We start from the raw sequence: 22,384 nt of genomic DNA on the forward strand, positions 1-22,384 counted from the left end.
ACGATTCGTCGCCTAAAAATAACTTTATGTGATTAAGATCACAACAAATCTTAATCTCTTGATTAATAACCACACTCTTTATCCGGTTAGAACCCTATTTTTAAGCCATAAATCAAATAATTAAATTTGTTATTTTTTAGGCAAAAAAATGAAAAAATAATTTGGATATTTCATTATTAATGCTAAAACGATTTAGTAATAATATTAGATTAGGAATATTATTACGATTAATGTGATTATTTTTGATATATATTCGTTAATATTCTGTAAATAACAAGTGAATTTAAATTATCTTTATTTTAATTATATATAAAAATAGCCGTAACATTGTAAATGTACGGCTACCGCTCTAAAAGATAAAATAATTTTACTAAAAACTACGTTATTTTTTGAATAATTTAACCAAGTGACGCTGTTCGTCTAATTCTGGAATTTTTAGCTCTGTAATGGACTCAACTTCAAATCCTTCAGGTAGCTGTGTGAGTTCTTCGTTACGAACCACACCTTTTAACGCATAAAAGCGCCCTTCCCTTGCAGGAAGATGGTGGCACCAACTCAGCATATCGTTGAGTGATGCAAAGGCTCTGCTAATTACGCCATCAAATCCATCTTCAACAGGGTACTCTTCCACTCGAGATTGAACTGGCTCAATGTTAGTTAGCCCTAACTCATGCTGAACCTGTTTTAGGAAGCGTATACGCTTCCCTAAGCTATCCAATAAAACAAAGTGAGCATCAGGTCGTACGATCGCTAAAGGAACGCCAGGAAGTCCAGGGCCCGTTCCTACATCGATAAATTTGTCACCTTCAAGATGATCGTTCACCACGATGCTGTCCATGATGTGGCGAACTAACATTTGTTCCGGCTCACGTACTGACGTTAAATTGTACGCTTTATTCCATTTGTGCAATAAACCGACATAATCGACTAACTGCTGTTTTTGCTTGTCAGTCAGTTGGATGTCGGCCTTTGCCAATAGCTTGGTCAGTTTGCTAAGTAAATCCATATTATGCACTCCGACGCAACATGCCTTGTTTTTTGAGCCACACTAACAGAATTGAAATAGCTGCTGGTGTGATCCCTGAAATACGAGAGGCTTGACCAATTGACGTTGGTTTGTGGTCATTCAGTTTCGCCATGACTTCATTAGATAAGCCTTTCACTTGCTTATAGTCTAAATCAACAGGGAGTAAGGTATTTTCATTACGCAGCTGACGTTCGATCTCTTCTTGCTGACGAGCAATGTAACCTTCGTATTTCACTTGAATTTCAACTTGATCTGCCGCTTGAGGATCTTCAACACCTGGAGAAAACAGATTTAACGAGGTCAGCATTTGATACGTCATTTCAGGACGACGCAGTAAATCTTCACCATTCGCTTCTTTCGATAATGGAACAGTTAAAATTTGGTCGATTTCTTCATGGTTATCAGATTTAGGGTGAACCCAGATATCTTTTAAGCGTTGACGCTCTTTTTCAATCATTTCGACTTTGCGGTTGAAGTGTTCCCAACGAACATCATCCACGAGACCTAATTCACGTCCTTTTTCGGTTAAACGTAAATCTGCGTTATCTTCGCGTAGCATCAAACGGTATTCCGCACGGGAAGTGAACATACGGTACGGTTCTTTAGTCCCTAATGTGCACAGGTCGTCAACTAATACGCCTACATAGGCTTGGTCACGACGAGGGAACCAGCCTTCGAGGTCAAATGCGTGTTGTGCAGCGTTAAGGCCGGCTAATAAACCTTGAGCAGCGGCTTCTTCGTAACCTGTTGTACCGTTGATTTGACCCGCAAAGAACAAACCTTCAATAAATTTGCTTTCGAGAGTTTGTTTTAGATCGCGTGGGTCAAAGAAATCGTACTCAATGGCATAACCAGGGCGGACGATCCTTGCATTTTCCATTCCCTTCATGGAATGAACTATTTTCATTTGAACATCAAATGGCAAGCTGGTGGAGATCCCGTTTGGATAAATTTCATTGCTAGTTAAACCTTCTGGCTCTAAGAAGATCTGATGTGCATTTTTATCCGCAAAACGCATGACTTTATCTTCAATTGAAGGACAGTAACGAGGACCGATCCCTTCAATGATCCCTGCATACATAGGGCTGCGATCTAAGTTATTACGGATCACATCATGAGTTTGCTCATTGGTATAGGTGATGTAGCAAGGCACTTGTTGTGGATGCTGCTCTTGCGAACCTAAAAATGAGAATACCGGCATTGGGTCGTCACCTAGCTGTTGAGCTAACTGACTGAAATCAATAGTTCTTGCATCAATACGTGGTGGTGTACCTGTTTTTAAACGGTTTACACGTAATGGCAATTCCCTTAAACGTTGAGATAACGTAATTGCTGGTGGATCACCTGCACGACCACCACTGTAGTTTTCTAAACCGATATGAATTTTTCCATCAAGGAAAGTACCTACGGTTAATACCACCGCTTTGGCTTTAAATTTTAAGCCCATGCGGGTAACAGCGCCAGTTACTCGGTTATTTTCAACAATCAGATCTTCAACAGGTTGTTGGAAGATCATTAAGTTTGGTTGGTTCTCTAATGCAGTTCTAACGGCTTGGCGATATAGCACGCGGTCTGCTTGTGCGCGAGTTGCACGAACCGCTGGGCCTTTACTTGCATTGAGTGTTCTAAATTGAATACCCGCTTTGTCAGTTGCGGTAGCCATTAAGCCACCGAGGGCATCAATTTCTCTTACCAGATGTCCCTTACCGATCCCACCGATGGCTGGGTTGCAAGACATCTGGCCCAATGTATCAATATTGTGAGTCAGTAATAGGGTTTGACGCCCCATACGTGCAGCTGCCATTGCTGCCTCAGTACCGGCATGACCACCACCAATTACGATGACGTCAAATTGCTCTGGATAAAACATGTGTGAACCTTAACGTTAGAAAATGCGGATTCTGCATTCGAGGAGTGAATTCTACTCAAGTTTGATGGAGAGACCAAGCCCTGGCCTCTCGCCTATATAATATAAAGATCTTTTTTATTTAAAGATCTCTTTATTAGATCTTTTATTAGGATCGACGGTTTCTGTGGATAAGTGAATTTTCACTTTAAAGATCATCAAAGTGTAAAGGATCATATACTGTGAATGATCCGTGATCCTTTTGCGTATAAGCTGGGATCAAAACAGGGACTTATGCACAGGCCTTGGACGACCTAAAACTTATAATCTGGATAACTACCGGTTAATACCATGATCTTACCGGAGTTATCCACAGTTGTTTGCGGTTAATTTGAACAGATCAGAGTTCGTTTGCCCAAATTTTAACCCATTCTCCTGCGGGATCTTCAGGAATTTCGTGTTGCTGAACATCAATTTCGAAGCAATCACCGATCCTTTTTGCACCATGATCCTGTAATAAGGTATCAAGAGTATGGATCGCACCACAAAAAGTGTCATATTCCGAACTGCCAATTCCCACAGCACCGTACTTGATCTTACTCAGGTCTGGTGACTGAGATTGAATTGCTTCAGCTAACGGTTGGATATTTTCGGGAAGATCCCCTGCGCCATGTGTGGAGCTCACCACCAGCCATAACCCTTCAAGTGGTAAGTCATCTAGTTCAGGACCGTGCTGTATATCCGTTTCATAGCCGAGTTCTTCTAAAATCTCTGCCATATGCTCCGCTACATATTCGGCGCTGCCCATGGTACTGCCACTAATTAAGGTTACTTTTGTTACGCTCATGGTCACTCTCTTTCACATTAACAGGGCGCTATTGTACGCTGTGAATGAGCTGGGATCTACCTGTGGATAATGTGGTTATATCATTTTTTTTCTACGGGGTGATCGTTCGCATGATCGGGTTCTGTAAGGAGATCAGCGTTTCAGTTGATTGAATTTCATCGATAGTCTGAATTTTGTTGATAAGTACATCTTGAAGGGAATCTATCGAGCGGCACATTACCTTAATAAAGATACTGTATTGACCCGTCGTATAGTAAACCTCCACGACTTCCTCTAAAGCATCTAGCTTTTTGAGGGCAGTATGATAATCCTTGGCACTTTTTAAAATGATCCCTATAAAGCAACAGACATCAAAACCCAATTGTTTTGCACTGATATCGATACGGGTTCCTTTTATGATCCCAGCTTGCTTCATTTTTTCCACTCGCACATGAATAGTTCCGGGACTTACCGAGAATTTTTTGGCGAGTTCAGCATAAGGTGTACGTGCATTGACCATTAATTCGTGAAGTATGTCACGATCGAGATTATCGATTTGATAATTTTCTGGCATTATTTAGCCCTCATTTTGATGATTATTCATTTTTATACCCATTTTTTTAATCAAAATAAACAGTAAAGGCTTTTTTTAATGATGGATATTGAATTTATACCTCGTTTTGTTGCTTAATCTACACATCGGCTAATTACAGCTAACAAATTATGGGTAAAATTATGGACAAGTCATTCATCGAACATCAGCAACAAATCAGCTTTGTTAAATCTTATTTCTCACGTTTACTTGAAAAAGAGCTTGGCTTAATCGAAGTTCAAGGTCCTATCCTGAGCCGTTTAGGTGATGGTACACAAGATAACTTATCAGGCTGCGAAAAAGCCGTTCAAGTAAAAGTGAAATCAATTCCTGGTGCAACGTTTGAAGTGGTTCACTCTTTGGCTAAATGGAAACGCAAAACCTTAGGTCGTTTTGGTTTCAGCGAAGGTCAAGGTCTGTACACGCACATGAAAGCGTTACGTCCGGACGAGGATCGCTTAACCCCAATCCACTCCGTCTATGTTGACCAGTGGGATTGGGAAAAAGTGATGGCAGATGAGGATCGTACGCTTCCTTATCTGAAGCAGACAGTGGGTAAAATCTATAAGGCAATAAAAGAAACAGAAGCTGCCGTAAGTAAAGAATTTGGGCTGGCACCGTTCCTGCCAGACCAAATTCACTTTATCCACAGCGAAGAGCTGCTAAAACGTTACCCAGATTTAGACGCGAAAGGTCGTGAGCGTGCGATTGCGAAAGAATTGGGTGCGGTATTCTTAATCGGTATTGGTGGAAAACTGTCAAGCGGTGAATCCCACGATGTACGTGCACCAGACTACGATGACTGGACAACCGAAAACGAAGATGGCTTCAAAGGCTTAAACGGTGACATTATTGTTTGGAACCCAGTATTACAAGACGCATTTGAAATCTCTTCAATGGGGATCCGTGTCAGCCCTGAATGTTTAACTCGCCAACTCGCATTAACAGGTGATGAAAAACGTATGGAACTAGAATGGCATCAAGCGTTAGTCAAAGGTGAAATGCCACAATCTATCGGTGGTGGTATTGGTCAATCTCGCTTAGTGATGTTACTGCTGCAACGTCAACATATCGGTCAAGTTCAGTGTGGTGTTTGGTCGCCAGAAATGGCTGAAACAGTTGAAGATATGCTGTAATTAGCGATTAAAACGGCGTAGTAGTCGGCTTTTTAGCCCTGTATCAAAGCGCCAGATATGATCAAATATCTTCATGATACCGGGCTTCCCATAATTTGAAACAGATACTGCATGGAAGCGGTATTTACCAACCTTCTGAAGGGACTTAATCTTCTGAATTAACTCATCCGGTAAGCGTTGAGCCACAAAGTCCGAAATGACAACCGCATCGGCATCACTCCACTGTTTTGACTCTAATTTTACCGTTGTTTCTCGTAAACATGCTGCCAAGTCTGTTCCACCACGGAATGTTTGATGCAAGAAGCGCATGCATTGTTCTAAGCCATCCGCAGAGAGAAGGTCATAATGAACAATTTCAGTGGAAAACAGCATCACGTGACAAGCTCGGTTATCCGCCAGCGCGATTTTCATTAAAGCCAGACAGAACGCTTTTGCACAGCGTTCATTGATTCCACCCATAGAACCTGAAGTATCGATACATACTACAAATGGCCCTCTAGGTTGATCTTCATGTTGATGATGGGTCACTGGACGTAAAACTTTGCGTTCTTGCCAGCTTTCCCCTTGTAAGCGATAGGTAATAAGCTGCTTCTCTAATAACTTGCGGTAGAACTCAAATTCAATATCTTCGAGCCCTAACATCGCAAGCTCAGCAGGTAATAGCCGCAGAATATCGTCACTCTGGTTTAAGCCATTCACTTGTTCAGGTACGGTTTCCGGGACTTTTTCCATCACCGTCATCGGCTCAAGGATCACATTATCATCCAGAATAGATTTGGCTGATTGGCTACGCCCCAGTAGCTGAGCAATTTTTTCCAGCTCGGGTTGCTGGCGCAAAAAATCACTGTAGCGAGCGATTAATTGATCATTATAAGCCGCTGGGTTACTAAACCCTTTGCTCAGATCCCATAATCGCCCAGAAGAGCGCTCATTTTCCCCTAGAATATCCTCAAGATTTCCGCTCAGTGCTAAACGGCGTTGTAATTCCGCCAGCAGTTGCTCTTTTTCCTGTTCTAAGAGTTCTTTATGTAATGTAGTCACCTGCAAAATCAAACTAATACGCCAACGCTGAACAATCAAAGATTGCCGCGCACTGCGATTTTCAATTTTTCCCTTTTGCAGTTGTAGGGCTTCACGGTAAAACGGGGAATCTAACTGCTCGAGCCGTGCTATCACATCGGGTAATTGCGTGAAAAACTTATCAGTGTGAATGCCCAATGACTTCTGATATAGCCCAAATTCTTCAGAAAGTTGCTGAGGAACTAACGCATCTTGCAGCTTCTGTTTAAGGTCTTTTTTCCAACTGGAGAGATCTTTTAATAGCGCCTTTTTCAATCGAGGATGCTTTTCAAAGAAAACCGCCAGCTGTGGGGTGGCGAGAAGAGAAATAATAATCTCTTCAATCAGCTGGCTTTCATTCACCGAAAGCAATAATTCGAGGGACGCTAGGCTCATCATAATGAGTTAGCCACCTTTCCCATAATTTGCTGGCGGAGCTGGGTCAATTTATCGCTAAGCTTAATAAAGCTCTCTTCAACATCCGCGAGCCAGTGCGCCTCGATAAACAGGTTAGGTTGCTGCTTCTCAAACTGATATTTCGCCCCTTGGATCTCATTTTGGATAGCATCAAGCTTATCCAACCACTCTTTATTATTGGTTGTCGGTGCTGCTGTAGGGTTTTTATCTTGTAAATATAAGGTTGATGCTTGATGGCTAACATCTAATAGTTGGATCTGGTTTAAATTATTCACTTCAGCGGCTAGCTCTTGCGCGAAACCAATCCCATTAAGATGAGCTGATAAGGTGGTGCCTTTATTAAGGAAATTCACCAGTGATTTTTTCTCGGTGGTAATAAAGGTCACTTTCATATTATGTAGCTGTAATGGGCGATGCAAAAATAGGGTTACACGCCCTTCGCTAATATTCTCAGGCAACACATAAGAGGCTTTTCGTGCAAACATCGCGTTATTTTTTAAAACCTTAAAAGCATCTTGGTTATTTTGATCTTGGGTGGATGACATCCACTGTTGGTAAACCTGCTCAATTTCTCGCGTAAATTGACGTTGTTGCCAACCATCTTCTTGTACTAATGACTTGAGCAATTGGGGCAGTAAGTTCATTGACTGCATATCGTGCCATAAGCAATCTTTGAGTAGCACAATATCCAACGGTGAAACAGAGTTTCGACCATTAAAGAATGCGCTAGCCTGCAATAAATAAACGGCTTTTTTCCAACGTCTATCAGAGACATACAGATTCTTCTCTGTGGCATCAATTTGTTGGCGTAATTGGTAAATCAATTCAAAACAGTGATCGGGCAGCGAAACCTTGGGAATTTCTTTTTGCCATTCTCGGTACTCTTCTTCACTGATTTTTAGGTGATCAGGAACCAAATTTTCTTCTTGCTGAGATTTGCCAGTCAGCAGCGCACGGAAATTTTGTTTCTCTTGTACTTTATCCAGCCAAATTCGCAGCAACATCCTATCAAACAGCGCTTCAAGACTATTATCCGCATCGGGTAGCTCGTTGGATGCGGTGACTAGCAAGCGCATGGGGATGTTTTTTTCTTCATCCCCATTACGGAATTTTCGCTCATTTATGGCGGTTAGTAAGGTATTTAAGATGGCAGGGCCTGCTTTCCATATTTCATCCAGAAACACCACTTCCGCATCGGGCAGGTATCCTTTAGTTAAACGCTCATAACGCCCTTCATCTTTTAAGGCTTGAATGGAAAGCGGTCCAAAAATCTCTTCGGGGGTAGAAAAGCGCGTCATTAAATATTCAAACGCATTCGCTTGGCGGAAGGCATATTTCATGCGGCGGGCAATTAAGCTTTTCGCTATCCCAGGAGGACCCAGCAAGAACACGCTTTCCCCACTGAGCGTGGCGAGCAAACACAAACGAATAGCTTGCTGACGTTCATACAAACCACCTTCAAGGTAGTTGCTTAATTGGGCTATCCGTTCTGCTAATTGCATAAGGTGTTCCTTTTCTCTAAATAACTCGTCTAAGGGTTAGAGGGAGATGGTTATTGACCAAGCTATTGCTAGGTTAGCTGTCCTTTTATTCATTGTGCAATCAGTTTTGTGATTTTTCTTTGATGTTATTTCGGATAAAGAGCAACAAATTTAGGTTGTAGCGAACAACTGAGTATTAATTAAGCAGGAACGATTCAGCGACAACTTATTCAATAAGTTAGCTTTTTATGCGTAAAAATAGGCTAACGAAACGTTTCGATAGTGATCACAAAACCAAGATAAGAACATTGAGTTGTGACTATTCTTTACTATTATTGTATAAGCGAAACGTTTCGCTCATGCAGAGCCGAAACTCGAAAGTAGAAAAAACAGACTAAAAACGGTGGTAAAGAATGAAGAAAGGTATGTTGCTTAACTCAAATGTTGCTTCCGTGATTGCAAAACTCGGTCATACCGACCATATCACGCTGGGAGATGCAGGTTTACCCATTCCTGCCAGTGCTGAACGTATCGACCTAGCGGTGACGCAAGGGCTACCGGATTTTATGTCTGTTTTGAGGGTGGTCACCCAAGAAATGCAGGTAGAAAAAGCGATACTTGCTCAAGAAATCAGCAAAATAAATCCGCAAATGGAAAAAGCTATTTTAGCCCATCTTCATGAATTGGAAGCGGCGCAGGGAAATCATATTGAAGTCATCTATTGCAGTCATGAACATTTCAAGCAACGTACTCATGAAAGCAAAGCCGTGATCCGAACAGGGGAATGTTCACCATACGCTAATATCATTCTTTGTTCTGGTGTGACTTTCTGAGGTGACTATGCAACCTTTATTAGAACTTATCGGCATTGATAAAGCCTTCCCCGGTGTAAAAGCTCTCTCTGGAGCCGCCTTAAAAGTCTACCCTGGTCGAGTGATGGCGCTGGTGGGGGAAAATGGTGCGGGTAAATCCACCATGATGAAAGTACTCACGGGGATCTACAACAAAGACGCGGGCGCGATCCGTTACCTTGGTAAAGAAGTGGCGTTTAATGGTCCGAAAAGTTCCCAAGAAGCGGGGATTGGGATCATTCACCAAGAACTGAATTTAATTCCTGAACTTACCATCGCTGAAAACATTTTTTTAGGTCGCGAATTTGTGAACAAATTCGGCAAAATCGACTGGAAAAAAATGTTCAACGAATCAGACAAACTGCTCCAGCGATTAAACCTTGATTACGATAGCCACCAAACTATCGCCGAATTATCTATCGGTGAACAACAAATGGTGGAAATTGCCAAAGTTCTCAGCTTTCAGTCTCAAGTCATCATTATGGATGAACCGACAGACGCACTGACCGATACCGAAACCGCCTCACTCTTTCGCGTGATTGAAGATTTAAAATCCCAAGGCTGCGGCATTGTGTATATATCTCACCGTTTAAAAGAGATCTTCGAAATTTGCGACGACGTGACTGTTTTTCGTGATGGCCAGTTTATTGGTGAAAAGCCCGTCAGTGAATTAGAAGAAGAAAAACTGATTGAGATGATGGTAGGACGCAAACTGGAAGACCAATATCCGCGAGTCGATGTACCTGTTGGCGATATTCGCCTGCAAGTTGAAAATGTCTCTGGTCCCGGTGTAACTAATGCCAGTTTCACGCTAAAAAGCGGTGAAATTCTAGGAGTTTCAGGTTTGATGGGCGCAGGACGTACGGAGCTGATGAAAATCATCTACGGTGCAGCTCCGAAAAAATCTGGCAATATCCAGTTAGAAGGTAAAAACGTCACCTTAAAAACCCCGCAAGATGGCTTGAATAACGGCATCGTTTATATTTCGGAAGACCGTAAGCGCGATGGGTTAGTGCTGGGGATGTCAGTAAAAGAAAATATGTCCTTAACGGCATTAGGTTATTTCAGCCGTTTTGGCGGCAGCTTAAAGCACAGTGAAGAACAGATGACCGTGGGGGATTTTATCCGCTTATTTAATATTAAAACCCCATCCATGGACCAAATTATTGGCAACTTATCTGGTGGTAACCAGCAAAAAGTGGCTATTGCCCGTGGACTAATGACACGACCGAAAGTGCTTATCCTCGATGAGCCAACCCGTGGTGTCGACGTCGGGGCAAAAAAAGAGATCTACCAACTAATCAACCAATTTAAAAAAGAAGGGCTGAGTATCATCCTCGTATCTTCAGAAATGCCTGAAGTGATTGGGATGAGCGATCGCATTTTGGTTATGCATGAAGGGCATATCAGCGGCGAATTCTCTGCCAAAGAAGCAACGCAGGAAGCCTTAATGGCGGCCGCAGTCGGTAAAAATTACGGCTCAGTTCAGGAGTTAACAGCATGAGTTCAACAACCGCACCATCAAAACGCTATTTCAGCAAAGCATGGCTAATGGAGCAAAAATCCTTAATCGCCCTATTAGTCTTAATTGCGATTGTTTCAACCCTAAGTCCTAACTTTTTTACGGTCAACAACCTGTTTAACATCCTGCAACAGACTTCTGTGAACGCGATTATGGCGGTGGGAATGACATTAGTGATTCTTACGTCGGGCATTGATTTGTCTGTGGGATCACTATTGGCATTAACAGGCGCAGTAGCTGCATCGATGGTCGGAGCTGAAGTGAATGCCTTTGTTGCTGTCGCAGGAGCATTAGCGCTCGGTGCTGCAATTGGTGCATGTACAGGGGTGATTGTTGCAAAAGGTAAAGTCCAAGCTTTTATCGCCACATTGGTCATGATGCTATTACTGCGTGGTGTAACCCGTGTTTATACCGATGGCAGCCCAATCAATACGGGTTTTAGTGATAACGCTGATTTATTTGGTTGGTTTGGTATTGGTCGCCCATTAGGTATTCCTACCCCAGTATGGTTAATGGTTATCGTCTTTGCTGCGGCATGGTACATGCTGCACCACACTCGCTTAGGTCGTTATATCTATGCGTTAGGCGGAAATGAATCAGCGACCCGCTTATCCGGTATTAATGTCGATAAAATTAAAATTATCGTTTACTCCCTGTGTGGTTTATTAGCAGCGCTGGCGAGTGTGATTGAAGTTGCACGTTTATCTTCAGCTCAGCCAATGGCGGGTAACGGTTATGAATTGGATGCGATTGCTGCGGTTGTACTAGGTGGTACAAGCCTTGCTGGTGGTAAAGGGCGCATTGTAGGTACGCTGATTGGTGCGCTGATCCTTGGTTTCTTAAACAATGGTTTGAACTTACTCGGTATTTCCTCGAACTACCAAATGATCGTAAAAGCCGTTGTGATTTTATTAGCTGTACTTGTTGATAACAAAAAATAGTGACTCTGACCCCTACCCGATAACGACAGGAATTTTCTTATGAAACTGAACAAATTAGCGACTTTATTTACCGCTTTTGCACTAACAGCAACCGTCAGTGTGAACGCTATGGCCAAAGAGAGCATTGCGCTGGTTATTTCAACCCTGAACAACCCATTCTTTGTGACCATGAAAGATGCGGCACAAAAAGAAGCGGACAAACTGGGTTATGAACTGATTGTTTTGGATTCTCAAGATAACCCGGCGAAAGAGTTAGCGAACGTCCAAGATTTAACGGTACGTGGTACCAAATTAATGCTGATCAACCCAACCGACTCTGACGCAGTAGGTAACTCTATCCTGATGGCTAACAAAGCGAAAATCCCCGTGATCACCTTAGACCGCGCCGCTAACAAAGGTGAAGTGGTGAGCCATGTTGCTTCTGATAACCGTATGGGCGGAAAAATGGCGGCAGACTTTATTGCCAAGAAAACGGGCAATGATGCCAAAGTTATTCAATTAGAAGGGATTTCTGGAACGTCGGCAGCTCGTGAACGTGGTGAAGGTTTCAATACGGGTGCGAAAGAGCATAAATTCAACGTATTAGCGAGCCAGCCTGCGGATTTCGACAGAACTAAAGGCTTGAACGTTATGCAAAACTTGCTGACAGCGCACCCTACTGTTCAGGCTGTTTTTGCACAAAATGATGAAATGGCTTTAGGTGCGTTAAGAGCATTACAAACTGCCGGTCGTGATGACGTTTTAGTGGTTGGTTTTGATGGCACAAATGACGGTATCAAAGCAGTTCAAGGTGGAAAATTAGGCGCGACGATTGCTCAACGCCCAGATCAAATTGGTATTGTTGGGGTGCAGATCGCAGATAAAGTATTAAAAGGCGAGAAAGTCGAAGCAACAGTTCCCGTTGAATTAGAACTCGTGGTAAAACAGTAATTTGTAGTAAAAAAACAATTCGATATAAAGTAATAATTCTTGATAAAACAAGAAGATTGATAAATCGCCGTGAAACTTAGCGGCGGTTTATTTAATTGCGTAGCAAAAGGACATAAATGTGATGGCAGCAGCTAAACTGGTTGTTTTAGGTAGTATCAACGTTGACCACATTCTCAATGTGCAACAGTTTCCCCAGCCAGGCGAAACAGTAAGAGGTGATAGTTACCAAGTTGCTTTTGGCGGTAAAGGCGCGAACCAAGCAGTCGCCGCAGGTCGTAGTGGTGCTGATATCACATTTATTGCTTGTGTCGGTGATGACGATGTCGGCGTCAGCATCAAAAAACAACTGCAAAAAGATACGATTAAGATTGATTGTATTGATTCAGTTGCTGGTGAAACAACGGGTGTTGCACTCATTTATGTGAACGGGCAAGGCGAAAATATTATTGGGATTAATGCTGGGGCTAATGGTCACCTCTCCACAGAGCGACTGGCAGGGTATCAGCAAAAAATTGTCGATGCTGATGCTTTATTGATGCAACTTGAATCGCCAATTGAAACTGTTCAAATGGCGGCTGAAATTGCGCGTCAACATCAAACCCAAGTGATCTTAAATCCTGCGCCTGCACAAGCATTGCCTGATTCGCTACTGTCGCTGGTGGATGTGATCACGCCAAACGAAACGGAAGCTGAGCATTTAACGGGTATCGCGGTTAATGATGAAGACGGCGCACAAAAAGCGGCGCAAGCACTGCATCAAAAAGGCATTAATAAAGTGATGATTACATTAGGTGCCAGAGGGGTTTGGTTCAGTGAATCTGGCAAGCAAGGCAAAATAATTCCGGGCTTTAAAGTGAAAGCGGTGGACACCATTGCAGCAGGTGATACATTCAATGGGGCGTATGTAACTGCGCTACTTGAAGGTCAGTCCGATGAAGATGCAATTGTCTTTGCCCATGCGGCTGCTGCAATTGCAGTGACGCGTCCCGGCGCACAACCTTCTGTTCCATGGCGTAATGAAATAGACCAGTTTCTTCTTCAATAGGATTAATTTGTGGCAACAATGAAAGATGTTGCTCGCCTTGCTGGCGTGTCAACATCCACCGTCTCCCATGTTATCAACCAAAATCGCTATGTTAGCGAAAGCGTCACTTCACGGGTAAAAAGTGCCATCGAACAACTCAACTATGCGCCATCGGCCTTAGCGAGAAGTTTGAAGATGAACCGCACCAATACCATCGGAATGTTACTGACTGCCAGTAATAACCCGTTTTATGCGGAAGTCGTGCGTGGTGTAGAACGTAGTTGCTACGAATTGGGTTACAGTTTGATCCTGTGCAACACGGAAGGGGATTTCAAGCGGATGGATCATAGCTTAGAAACCCTTCTGCAAAAACGCGTCGATGGGCTTCTTATTATGTGCACTGAAGCGCAAGGTCCATCCAAAGAGGTATTTTCTCGTTATCCCTCCGTTCCTACAGTAATGATGGACTGGTCTCCGTTTGAATCAGCCGGAGATATTATTCAGGATAACTCGTTCCTCGGCGGTGAAATCGCCACGCGTCATTTAATCGATGCGGGGTTTACTCGAATCGCCTGTATTGCCGGTCCTCAAGATAAATCTCCCGCGCAAGCGCGTTATCAAGGTTTCCTTCATGCCATGAAGGCTGCATCCCTCAAAATCCACGAAGAATATATTATCTTTAGTGATTTTGAATTTTCAGGTGGATTTGATTCGATGAATAAGCTTTTGGCGTTATCGAATCCCCCAGATGCTATTTTTGCGGGGAATGACGCGATGGCGGTCGGTGCTTACCAAGCTATTTACCAAAAAGGCATGAAAGTGCCTGACGACATTTCCATTATTGGTTATGACGATATTGCACTCTCTTCTTATATGATCCCACCACTCACCACTGTTCATCAGCCAAAGGACGAACTTGGTCAGCAAGCGGTTAACCAACTTATTTATCGAATGGATAACCCAGATGCGGAACCCTCTGTTTTAGTTTTAACGCCAAAACTCGTGGAACGCCAATCAGTGAGGAAACGCTAATTCTGCGTTTTCTCAGATTTTTTGCCTTTGCCTTTAATTAAATTATCGCCATCGGTTTTACTGAGTAATAGAAACACAAAGGCAGAAAGTAACGTGATAGCTCCAATAGTAATAAAGGTGTAATGGAAGTTATCCACGACATTACTATTTGGCTGGTTATCAAAAAAGCTCAAAATAGTGGCGCTCACCGCGATCCCAAAGCTAATCGAAAGTTGCTGAGTCACCGCTAGCATACTGTTGCCAGCGCTAGCATTATTATCCGTTAAATCCGCTAGGCAAATGGTATTCATGGCAGTGAACTGGGTGGACATCACCATCCCTAAAACAAACAACGGAACGATAAGCAGGTAAATCGACATATCTGGAGATTGCAGCGAAAACTGCGAGACCATCAACCCTATAATCACCGTGACAGTAAATAGCGTATTACGGTATCCAAATCGGGTTAGAATTCTTGTGACTGCGGATTTTGCTGTAATCGAGCCAATGGCCAGTGGAGCCATCATCATTCCTGCCACCACCGCTTCATAACCAAATCCCACTTGCAGCATCAATGGCATTAAGAATGGAATGCTTCCAGTACCTAATCGAGTGGCGATGTTACCGCTAATACCGATGGAAAAGGTTCTTGTCTTAAATAAGTTGAGCGGAATAATAGCGTGCTTAATGCGCCTTGCGTGAAGTATATAAAGAAGAAGACAAAGAAAACCACCAAGAACAATAGCCAAAGGAATATAGCTAGATAATGATTTATCGCCAAACAGATCCAAACTGACGGAAAGCATGACCAAGCCAAACCCAAATAAAATAAATCCAAGGGTATCAAACTTACGTTTTGGCATTTTAAAATCAGGCATATGTTTTAATGCATACACAATCCCAAGCACACCAATAGGGATATTAATAATGAATATCCAATGCCATGTGGCATAGGTGACGAGAATACCACCTAACAGAGGCCCTAAGATGGGACCGACTAATCCAGGGATGGTGACAAAATTTAAAATAGGCAAAAGTTCACTGCGCGGATATGCCCGAATTAATGCGAGTCGCGCCACTGGCATCATCATTGCTCCGCCAATTCCTTGGATAACGCGAGAAATAACGAGCACAGTTAATGAAGGGGAAAGCGCACAGAGCAATGATCCTAAAGAAAACAGAGAAACCGCAATAATAAAGATACGTCGAGTACCAAATCTATCGGCAAACCAACCACTCACCGGAATTAACAGTGCAACTGTTAGGGTATAGCTCACCACGGCAGATTGCATCGCTAATGGGGAGTGATGCAAACTTTTGGCGATATCAGGTAGTGCCGTATTCAATATAGTGGCATCTAACGCTTGCATAAAGAAAGCCATCGCGGCAATCCATGGCAAACCCGACATATTTTTAGCAGTTTTAAACATCCGTTACCTATCGATAAATTTGGTGAGCGAATTCGTTCTGTTAGCTTATTTGTTCATTGTCGTTAATAAGGTATAGCAGAGATCGTAAGCTTCACGACTATTGCCGTTAATAATAGCATCAGCAAGTTGTTGATGAAGTTCCACTTCAATCGCATCATTTTCTGTTATTGCATCAAAATAAAGCTGGTACACCGACCTAAACAGATTCGCGAACGAAATTAAAAACGGATTACAGCACGCCCGATAGATAGTGAGATGAAAACGAAAATCAACTTTTATCCAGTGAGGTCTATCGAACTCTTTTTCTAAGGTTACCATTTCATTTGATAGTAATTGTAGAGACTGTTTTTGTTCTTCTGTGGCATTCAGTGCAGCGAGATAGCAAGCTTGAGGCTCAATGGCGAGACGAACAACTTGAAAGTGTTTAATCACCACCGATTTTTCTTCGCTGTTAATCCACCAATTTAATAAGTCTTGGTCGAGAAAGTTCCAATTCGATGCGGGCATGACTCGTGTACCAATTCGAGGGCGAGCTAAAACCATGCCTTTTGCTGCTAATGTTTTAATCGCTTCTCTTATGGCGGTTCGGCTGGCATTAAACTGCTTTGATAATTCTAATTCACTGGGAAGAATAGAGTCAGATAAGTAGGTGCCTTTTAATATGAGCTGTCCAAGACTCTGCGCAATAATAAAAGAGAGGTTTTTTTGTGAGGCATTTTGTTGCTTGCTCAATTCCATAATTCATCTCATACAGATACTAATCAATGATATGTTACGTGAGTAAATCAATTATTGCTGCTGAAATAGTCAAAAAACAGTAGTAATTTACGCTATTAAGTCATATTTGGCTAAAAAAAGCGCGAACGAAATAAATATGTAAAAAAACACTTGCGAGATTTTTCGAGCTCCCTATAATGCGCATCCGTTGTCACGACAAACCAGCTCGAAGAAAACCTCGAAGCCCCGTGATAACAGAGGTGAAGAAAGAAAATAGTTGAAAATAATCGCTTGACTTTCTAAATAAAAAACGTAGTATACGACACCTCGCGACAACGACCTAAAGTCGATAATCAAAAGATTAAGTCGCACCGCTCTTTAACAATTTATCAGACAATCTGTGTGGGCACTCACAGGACACTATCAAAAAAATATTTGATTTTAAGTCTTGAAGAGTGACTAACACGTTAATTCATATATATGAACTAATAGGTAATTTGGTTTCTTCGGAAATCAAACGACAGTAACATTCTTTGAGCATCAAGCTTTTTAATTGAAGAGTTTGATCATGGCTCAGATTGAACGCTGGCGGCAGGCCTAACACATGCAAGTCGAGCGGTAACAGGGGAAGCTTGCTTCTCGCTGACGAGCGGCGGACGGGTGAGTAATGTATGGGGATCTGCCCGATAGAGGGGGATAACTACTGGAAACGGTAGCTAATACCGCATAATCTCTTAGGAGCAAAGCAGGGGAACTTCGGTCCTTGCGCTATCGGATGAACCCATATGGGATTAGCTAGTTGGTGAGGTAATGGCTCACCAAGGCGACGATCCCTAGCTGGTCTGAGAGGATGATCAGCCACACTGGGACTGAGACACGGCCCAGACTCCTACGGGAGGCAGCAGTGGGGAATATTGCACAATGGGCGCAAGCCTGATGCAGCCATGCCGCGTGTATGAAGAAGGCCTTAGGGTTGTAAAGTACTTTCAGTTGGGAGGAAGGCGTTGATGCTAATATCATCAGCGATTGACGTTACCAACAGAAGAAGCACCGGCTAACTCCGTGCCAGCAGCCGCGGTAATACGGAGGGTGCAAGCGTTAATCGGAATTACTGGGCGTAAAGCGCACGCAGGCGGTTGATTAAGTTAGATGTGAAATCCCCGGGCTTAACCTGGGAATGGCATCTAAGACTGGTCAGCTAGAGTCTTGTAGAGGGGGGTAGAATTCCATGTGTAGCGGTGAAATGCGTAGAGATGTGGAGGAATACCGGTGGCGAAGGCGGCCCCCTGGACAAAGACTGACGCTCAGGTGCGAAAGCGTGGGGAGCAAACAGGATTAGATACCCTGGTAGTCCACGCTGTAAACGATGTCGATTTGGAGGTTGTTCCCTTGAGGAGTGGCTTCCGGAGCTAACGCGTTAAATCGACCGCCTGGGGAGTACGGCCGCAAGGTTAAAACTCAAATGAATTGACGGGGGCCCGCACAAGCGGTGGAGCATGTGGTTTAATTCGATGCAACGCGAAGAACCTTACCTACTCTTGACATCCAGAGAACTTAGCAGAGATGCTTTGGTGCCTTCGGGAACTCTGAGACAGGTGCTGCATGGCTGTCGTCAGCTCGTGTTGTGAAATGTTGGGTTAAGTCCCGCAACGAGCGCAACCCTTATCCTTTGTTGCCAGCGATTCGGTCGGGAACTCAAAGGAGACTGCCGGTGATAAACCGGAGGAAGGTGGGGATGACGTCAAGTCATCATGGCCCTTACGAGTAGGGCTACACACGTGCTACAATGGCGTATACAAAGAGAAGCGACCTCGCGAGAGCAAGCGGAACTCATAAAGTACGTCGTAGTCCGGATTGGAGTCTGCAACTCGACTCCATGAAGTCGGAATCGCTAGTAATCGTAGATCAGAATGCTACGGTGAATACGTTCCCGGGCCTTGTACACACCGCCCGTCACACCATGGGAGTGGGTTGCAAAAGAAGTAGGTAGCTTAACCTTCGGGAGGGCGCTTACCACTTTGTGATTCATGACTGGGGTGAAGTCGTAACAAGGTAACCGTAGGGGAACCTGCGGTTGGATCACCTCCTTACCATTGAAGTGTACTTGTGAAGTGCTCACACAGATTGTCTGATGAAATAGAGTAACGGTATCGATAGGCTTGTAGCTCAGGTGGTTAGAGCGCACCCCTGATAAGGGTGAGGTCGGTGGTTCAAGTCCACTCAGGCCTACCACTTTTCTCTTATGCTGTGTTGTGGCTCAGCTCGTTTACTTATGTAAACTTCGCTAACCCACGCCTTGCCTAAGAAAAAAGACTTTATAATGAGAAATCATATAAAGGATAATCGATACTGGAATTACCTTTATGGGGCTATAGCTCAGCTGGGAGAGCGCCTGCCTTGCACGCAGGAGGTCAGCGGTTCGATCCCGCTTAGCTCCACCATAAACTTTCTGATTATTCAGAATAGATTAGAAATAGTCTATTGCGAATAATTATGCTCTTTAACAATCTGGAACAAGCTGAAAATTGAAAACAACGCACATTGTTTATCGCTTAAACAATGTGAGAGTCTCTCAAAAATCTCAACGTGAATGTGTTCAATTGACCGTCGGGTCAGTTGGTAAAGACACCTTCGGGTTGTGAGGTTAAGCGACTAAGCGTACACGGTGGATGCCTAGGCAATCAGAGGCGATGAAGGACGTGCTAATCTGCGATAAGCGTCGGTAAGGTGATATGAACCGTTACAACCGACGATTTCCGAATGGGGAAACCCAGTGCAATTCGTTGCACTATCGTTTGATGAATACATAGTCAAACGAAGCGAACCGAGGGAACTGAAACATCTCAGTACCTCGAGGAAAAGAAATCAACCGAGATTCCCCTAGTAGCGGCGAGCGAACGGGGAGCAGCCCAGAGTCTTAATCAGCATTAGCATCAGGAGAACGGTCTGGAAAGGCCGGCAGTAAAGGGTGATAGCCCCGTATCCGAAGGTGTTAGTGTTGTGAACTCGACGAGTAGGGCGGGACACGTGTTATCCTGTCTGAATATGGGGGGACCATCCTCCAAGGCTAAATACTCCTGATTGACCGATAGTGAACCAGTACCGTGAGGGAAAGGCGAAAAGAACCCCGGCGAGGGGAGTGAAATAGAACCTGAAACCGTGTACGTACAAGCAGTGGGAGCACCTTTATGGTGTGACTGCGTACCTTTTGTATAATGGGTCAGCGACTTATATTCTGTAGCAAGGTTAACCGTATAGGGGAGCCGTAGGGAAACCGAGTCTTAACTGGGCGAATGAGTTGCAGGGTATAGACCCGAAACCCGGTGATCTAGCCATGGGCAGGTTGAAGGTTGGGTAACACTAACTGGAGGACCGAACCGACTAATGTTGAAAAATTAGCGGATGACTTGTGGCTGGGGGTGAAAGGCCAATCAAACCGGGAGATAGCTGGTTCTCCCCGAAAGCTATTTAGGTAGCGCCTCGTGAACTCATCTTCGGGGGTAGAGCACTGTTTCGACTAGGGGGTCATCCCGACTTACCAACTCGATGCAAACTACGAATACCGAAGAATGTTATCACGGGAGACACACGGCGGGTGCTAACGTTCGTCGTGAAGAGGGAAACAACCCAGACCGCCAGCTAAGGTCCCAAAGTCATAGTTAAGTGGGAAACGAAGTGGGAAGGCTCAGACAGCCAGGATGTTGGCTTAGAAGCAGCCATCATTTAAAGAAAGCGTAATAGCTCACTGGTCGAGTCGGCCTGCGCGGAAGATGTAACGGGGCTAAACTATGCACCGAAGCTGCGGCAGCGATATGTAAATATTGTTGGGTAGGGGAGCGTTCTGTAAGCCTGTGAAGGTGTGCTGTGAGGCATGCTGGAGGTATCAGAAGTGCGAATGCTGACATAAGTAACGATAATGCGGGTGAAAAACCCGCACGCCGGAAGACCAAGGGTTCCTGTCCAACGTTAATCGGGGCAGGGTGAGTCGACCCCTAAGGCGAGGCAGAAATGCGTAGTCGATGGGAAACGGGTTAATATTCCCGTACTGGTGATAATTGCGATGGGGGGACGGAGAAGGTTAGGCTGGCCGGGCGACGGTTGTCCCGGTTTAAGGATGTAGGCAGGTGAATTAGGCAAATCCGGTTCACTATATGCTGAGGTCTGATGACGAGTCACTACGGTGGCGAAGTAGCTTATACCCCGCTTCCAGGAAAAGCCTCTAAGCTCTAGATTATCATTAATCGTACCCCAAACCGACACAGGTGGTCAGGTAGAGAATACTCAGGCGCTTGAGAGAACTCGGGTGAAGGAACTAGGCAAAATGGTGCCGTAACTTCGGGAGAAGGCACGCTGGCATTAGGTGAAGTGGTTTACCCATGGAGCTGAAGCCAGTCGCAGATACCAGCTGGCTGCAACTGTTTATTAAAAACACAGCACTGTGCAAACACGAAAGTGGACGTATACGGTGTGACGCCTGCCCGGTGCTGGAAGGTTAATTGATGGGGTTATCCGTAAGGAGAAGCTCTTGATCGAAGCCCCAGTAAACGGCGGCCGTAACTATAACGGTCCTAAGGTAGCGAAATTCCTTGTCGGGTAAGTTCCGACCTGCACGAATGGCGTAATGATGGCCAGGCTGTCTCCACCCGAGACTCAGTGAAATTGAACTCGCTGTGAAGATGCAGTGTACCCGCGGCAAGACGGAAAGACCCCGTGAACCTTTACTATAGCTTGACACTGAACATTGAGCCTTGATGTGTAGGATAGGTGGGAGGCTTCGAAGCGTGGACGCCAGTCTGCGTGGAGCCAACCTTGAAATACCACCCTTTAATGTTTGATGTTCTAACGTAGCCCCATTATCTGGGGTGCGGACAGTGTCTGGTGGGTAGTTTGACTGGGGCGGTCTCCTCCCAAAGAGTAACGGAGGAGCACGAAGGTTGGCTAAGCATGGTCGGACATCATGCGGTTAGTGCAAAGGCATAAGCCAGCTTGACTGCGAGAGTGACGGCTCGAGCAGGTACGAAAGTAGGTCTTAGTGATCCGGTGGTTCTGTATGGAAGGGCCATCGCTCAACGGATAAAAGGTACTCCGGGGATAACAGGCTGATACCGCCCAAGAGTTCATATCGACGGCGGTGTTTGGCACCTCGATGTCGGCTCATCACATCCTGGGGCTGAAGTAGGTCCCAAGGGTACGGCTGTTCGCCGTTTAAAGTGGTACGCGAGCTGGGTTTAGAACGTCGTGAGACAGTTCGGTCCCTATCTGCCGTGGGCGTTGGAAGATTGAAAGGGGCTGCTCCTAGTACGAGAGGACCGGAGTGGACGCACCACTGGTGTTCGGGTTGTCATGCCAATGGCATTGCCCGGTAGCTAAGTGCGGAAGAGATAACCGCTGAAAGCATCTAAGCGGGAAACTTGCCTTGAGATGAGTCTTCCCTGACTCTTTAAGGGTCCTAAAGGAACGTTTAAGACTAAGACGTTGATAGGTTGGGTGTGTAAGCGTAGCGATACGTTGAGCTAACCAATACTAATGAACCGTGAGGCTTAACCTGACAACACCGAAGGTGTTTTTGGGATG

Annotated in this window: 15 protein-coding genes, 2 tRNA genes and 2 rRNA genes; 11 read left to right on the forward strand and 8 right to left on the reverse strand. The window is 44.4% G+C overall.

Going from position 1 to position 22,384, the window contains the following annotated elements:
• Positions 1 to 382: 382 nt before the first annotated feature.
• The 4 genes from rsmG to asnC all read right to left on the reverse strand — a co-directional run bounded on the left by rsmG (position 383) and on the right by asnC (position 4,273).
• On the reverse strand, positions 383 to 1,006 hold the full coding sequence (gene rsmG / locus HFU86_RS00865) for a 16S rRNA (guanine(527)-N(7))-methyltransferase RsmG (RefSeq protein WP_187128536.1): 624 nt from the start codon (positions 1,004 to 1,006) through the stop codon (positions 383 to 385).
• Between the two features lies 1 nt (position 1,007).
• Positions 1,008 to 2,897, reverse strand: a complete 1,890-nt coding sequence (mnmG, locus tag HFU86_RS00870; RefSeq protein ID WP_132496976.1) for a tRNA uridine-5-carboxymethylaminomethyl(34) synthesis enzyme MnmG — start codon at positions 2,895 to 2,897, stop codon at positions 1,008 to 1,010.
• Between the two features lie 376 nt (positions 2,898 to 3,273).
• Entirely contained in the window at positions 3,274 to 3,720 is a 447-nt protein-coding gene (mioC, locus tag HFU86_RS00875) for an FMN-binding protein MioC (protein WP_132496975.1), read from the reverse strand.
• A gap of 91 nt (positions 3,721 to 3,811) precedes the next feature.
• Complete coding sequence (asnC, locus tag HFU86_RS00880; RefSeq protein ID WP_036950600.1) at positions 3,812 to 4,273, reverse strand: transcriptional regulator AsnC; 462 nt, start codon at positions 4,271 to 4,273, stop codon at positions 3,812 to 3,814.
• A gap of 161 nt (positions 4,274 to 4,434) precedes the next feature.
• On the opposite strand from asnC, the gene asnA reads away from it, so the two are divergent.
• A complete protein-coding gene (gene asnA / locus HFU86_RS00885; RefSeq protein ID WP_036950599.1) occupies positions 4,435 to 5,427 on the forward strand; it encodes an aspartate--ammonia ligase in 993 nt (330 codons plus the stop codon).
• Here asnA and viaA read toward each other — a convergent pair whose 3' ends face one another.
• A complete protein-coding gene (viaA, locus tag HFU86_RS00890) occupies positions 5,428 to 6,885 on the reverse strand; it encodes an ATPase RavA stimulator ViaA (protein ID WP_132496974.1) in 1,458 nt (485 codons plus the stop codon). It lies immediately after the preceding gene.
• On the reverse strand, positions 6,882 to 8,405 hold the full coding sequence (ravA, locus tag HFU86_RS00895) for an ATPase RavA (RefSeq protein ID WP_187128537.1): 1,524 nt from the start codon (positions 8,403 to 8,405) through the stop codon (positions 6,882 to 6,884). Before ravA ends, viaA begins: the two co-directional genes overlap by 4 nt.
• Before the next feature lie 392 nt (positions 8,406 to 8,797).
• Between ravA and rbsD the strand changes: the two genes are divergently transcribed.
• The 6 genes from rbsD (at position 8,798) to rbsR (ending at position 14,684) form a co-directional block, all read left to right on the forward strand.
• Positions 8,798 to 9,217: a D-ribose pyranase gene (gene rbsD, locus HFU86_RS00900; protein WP_187128538.1), complete on the forward strand. Its 420-nt coding sequence runs from the start codon at positions 8,798 to 8,800 to the stop codon at positions 9,215 to 9,217.
• 7 nt (positions 9,218 to 9,224) lie between these two features.
• Positions 9,225 to 10,739, forward strand: a complete 1,515-nt coding sequence (rbsA, locus tag HFU86_RS00905; RefSeq protein ID WP_187128539.1) for a ribose ABC transporter ATP-binding protein RbsA — start codon at positions 9,225 to 9,227, stop codon at positions 10,737 to 10,739.
• Positions 10,736 to 11,698, forward strand: coding sequence for a ribose ABC transporter permease (gene rbsC / locus HFU86_RS00910; RefSeq protein WP_036950589.1), 963 nt, complete (start codon positions 10,736 to 10,738; stop codon positions 11,696 to 11,698). Before rbsA ends, rbsC begins: the two co-directional genes overlap by 4 nt.
• A gap of 39 nt (positions 11,699 to 11,737) precedes the next feature.
• Entirely contained in the window at positions 11,738 to 12,628 is an 891-nt protein-coding gene (gene rbsB, locus HFU86_RS00915) for a ribose ABC transporter substrate-binding protein RbsB (protein WP_132496970.1), read from the forward strand.
• Positions 12,629 to 12,749: 121 nt separating this feature from the next.
• Entirely contained in the window at positions 12,750 to 13,673 is a 924-nt protein-coding gene (rbsK, locus tag HFU86_RS00920; RefSeq protein WP_132496969.1) for a ribokinase, read from the forward strand.
• A gap of 9 nt (positions 13,674 to 13,682) precedes the next feature.
• A complete protein-coding gene (gene rbsR, locus HFU86_RS00925; protein ID WP_187128540.1) occupies positions 13,683 to 14,684 on the forward strand; it encodes a ribose operon transcriptional repressor RbsR in 1,002 nt (333 codons plus the stop codon).
• On the opposite strand, the gene mdtD is transcribed toward rbsR, so the two are convergent.
• Together mdtD and HFU86_RS00935 are read right to left on the reverse strand one after the other, a co-directional pair.
• On the reverse strand, positions 14,681 to 16,093 hold the full coding sequence (gene mdtD, locus HFU86_RS00930; RefSeq protein WP_187128541.1) for a multidrug transporter subunit MdtD: 1,413 nt from the start codon (positions 16,091 to 16,093) through the stop codon (positions 14,681 to 14,683). The genes rbsR and mdtD overlap by 4 nt on opposite strands.
• 45 nt (positions 16,094 to 16,138) lie before the next feature.
• Positions 16,139 to 16,831 (reverse strand): FadR/GntR family transcriptional regulator, encoded by a 693-nt coding sequence (locus HFU86_RS00935; RefSeq protein ID WP_132496967.1) that lies wholly within the window; start codon positions 16,829 to 16,831, stop codon positions 16,139 to 16,141.
• Between the two features lie 529 nt (positions 16,832 to 17,360).
• Between HFU86_RS00935 and HFU86_RS00940 the strand changes: the two genes are divergently transcribed.
• The 4 genes from HFU86_RS00940 (at position 17,361) to HFU86_RS00955 (ending at position 22,358) form a co-directional block, all read left to right on the forward strand.
• Positions 17,361 to 18,900, forward strand: a 16S ribosomal RNA gene (locus tag HFU86_RS00940).
• 65 nt (positions 18,901 to 18,965) lie between these two features.
• Positions 18,966 to 19,042 (forward strand) — tRNA-Ile (locus HFU86_RS00945).
• A 133-nt stretch (positions 19,043 to 19,175) separates the two neighbouring features.
• Positions 19,176 to 19,251, forward strand: a tRNA-Ala gene (locus HFU86_RS00950).
• A gap of 201 nt (positions 19,252 to 19,452) precedes the next feature.
• A 23S ribosomal RNA gene (locus HFU86_RS00955) occupies positions 19,453 to 22,358 on the forward strand.
• Together the 16S and 23S rRNA genes with 2 tRNA genes alongside form the textbook arrangement of a ribosomal RNA operon.
• Positions 22,359 to 22,384: the final 26 nt, after the last annotated feature.

The organism is Providencia sp. JUb39, assembly GCF_012272845.1.
GTDB classification, from domain to species: domain Bacteria; phylum Pseudomonadota; class Gammaproteobacteria; order Enterobacterales; family Enterobacteriaceae; genus Providencia; species Providencia lanzhouensis.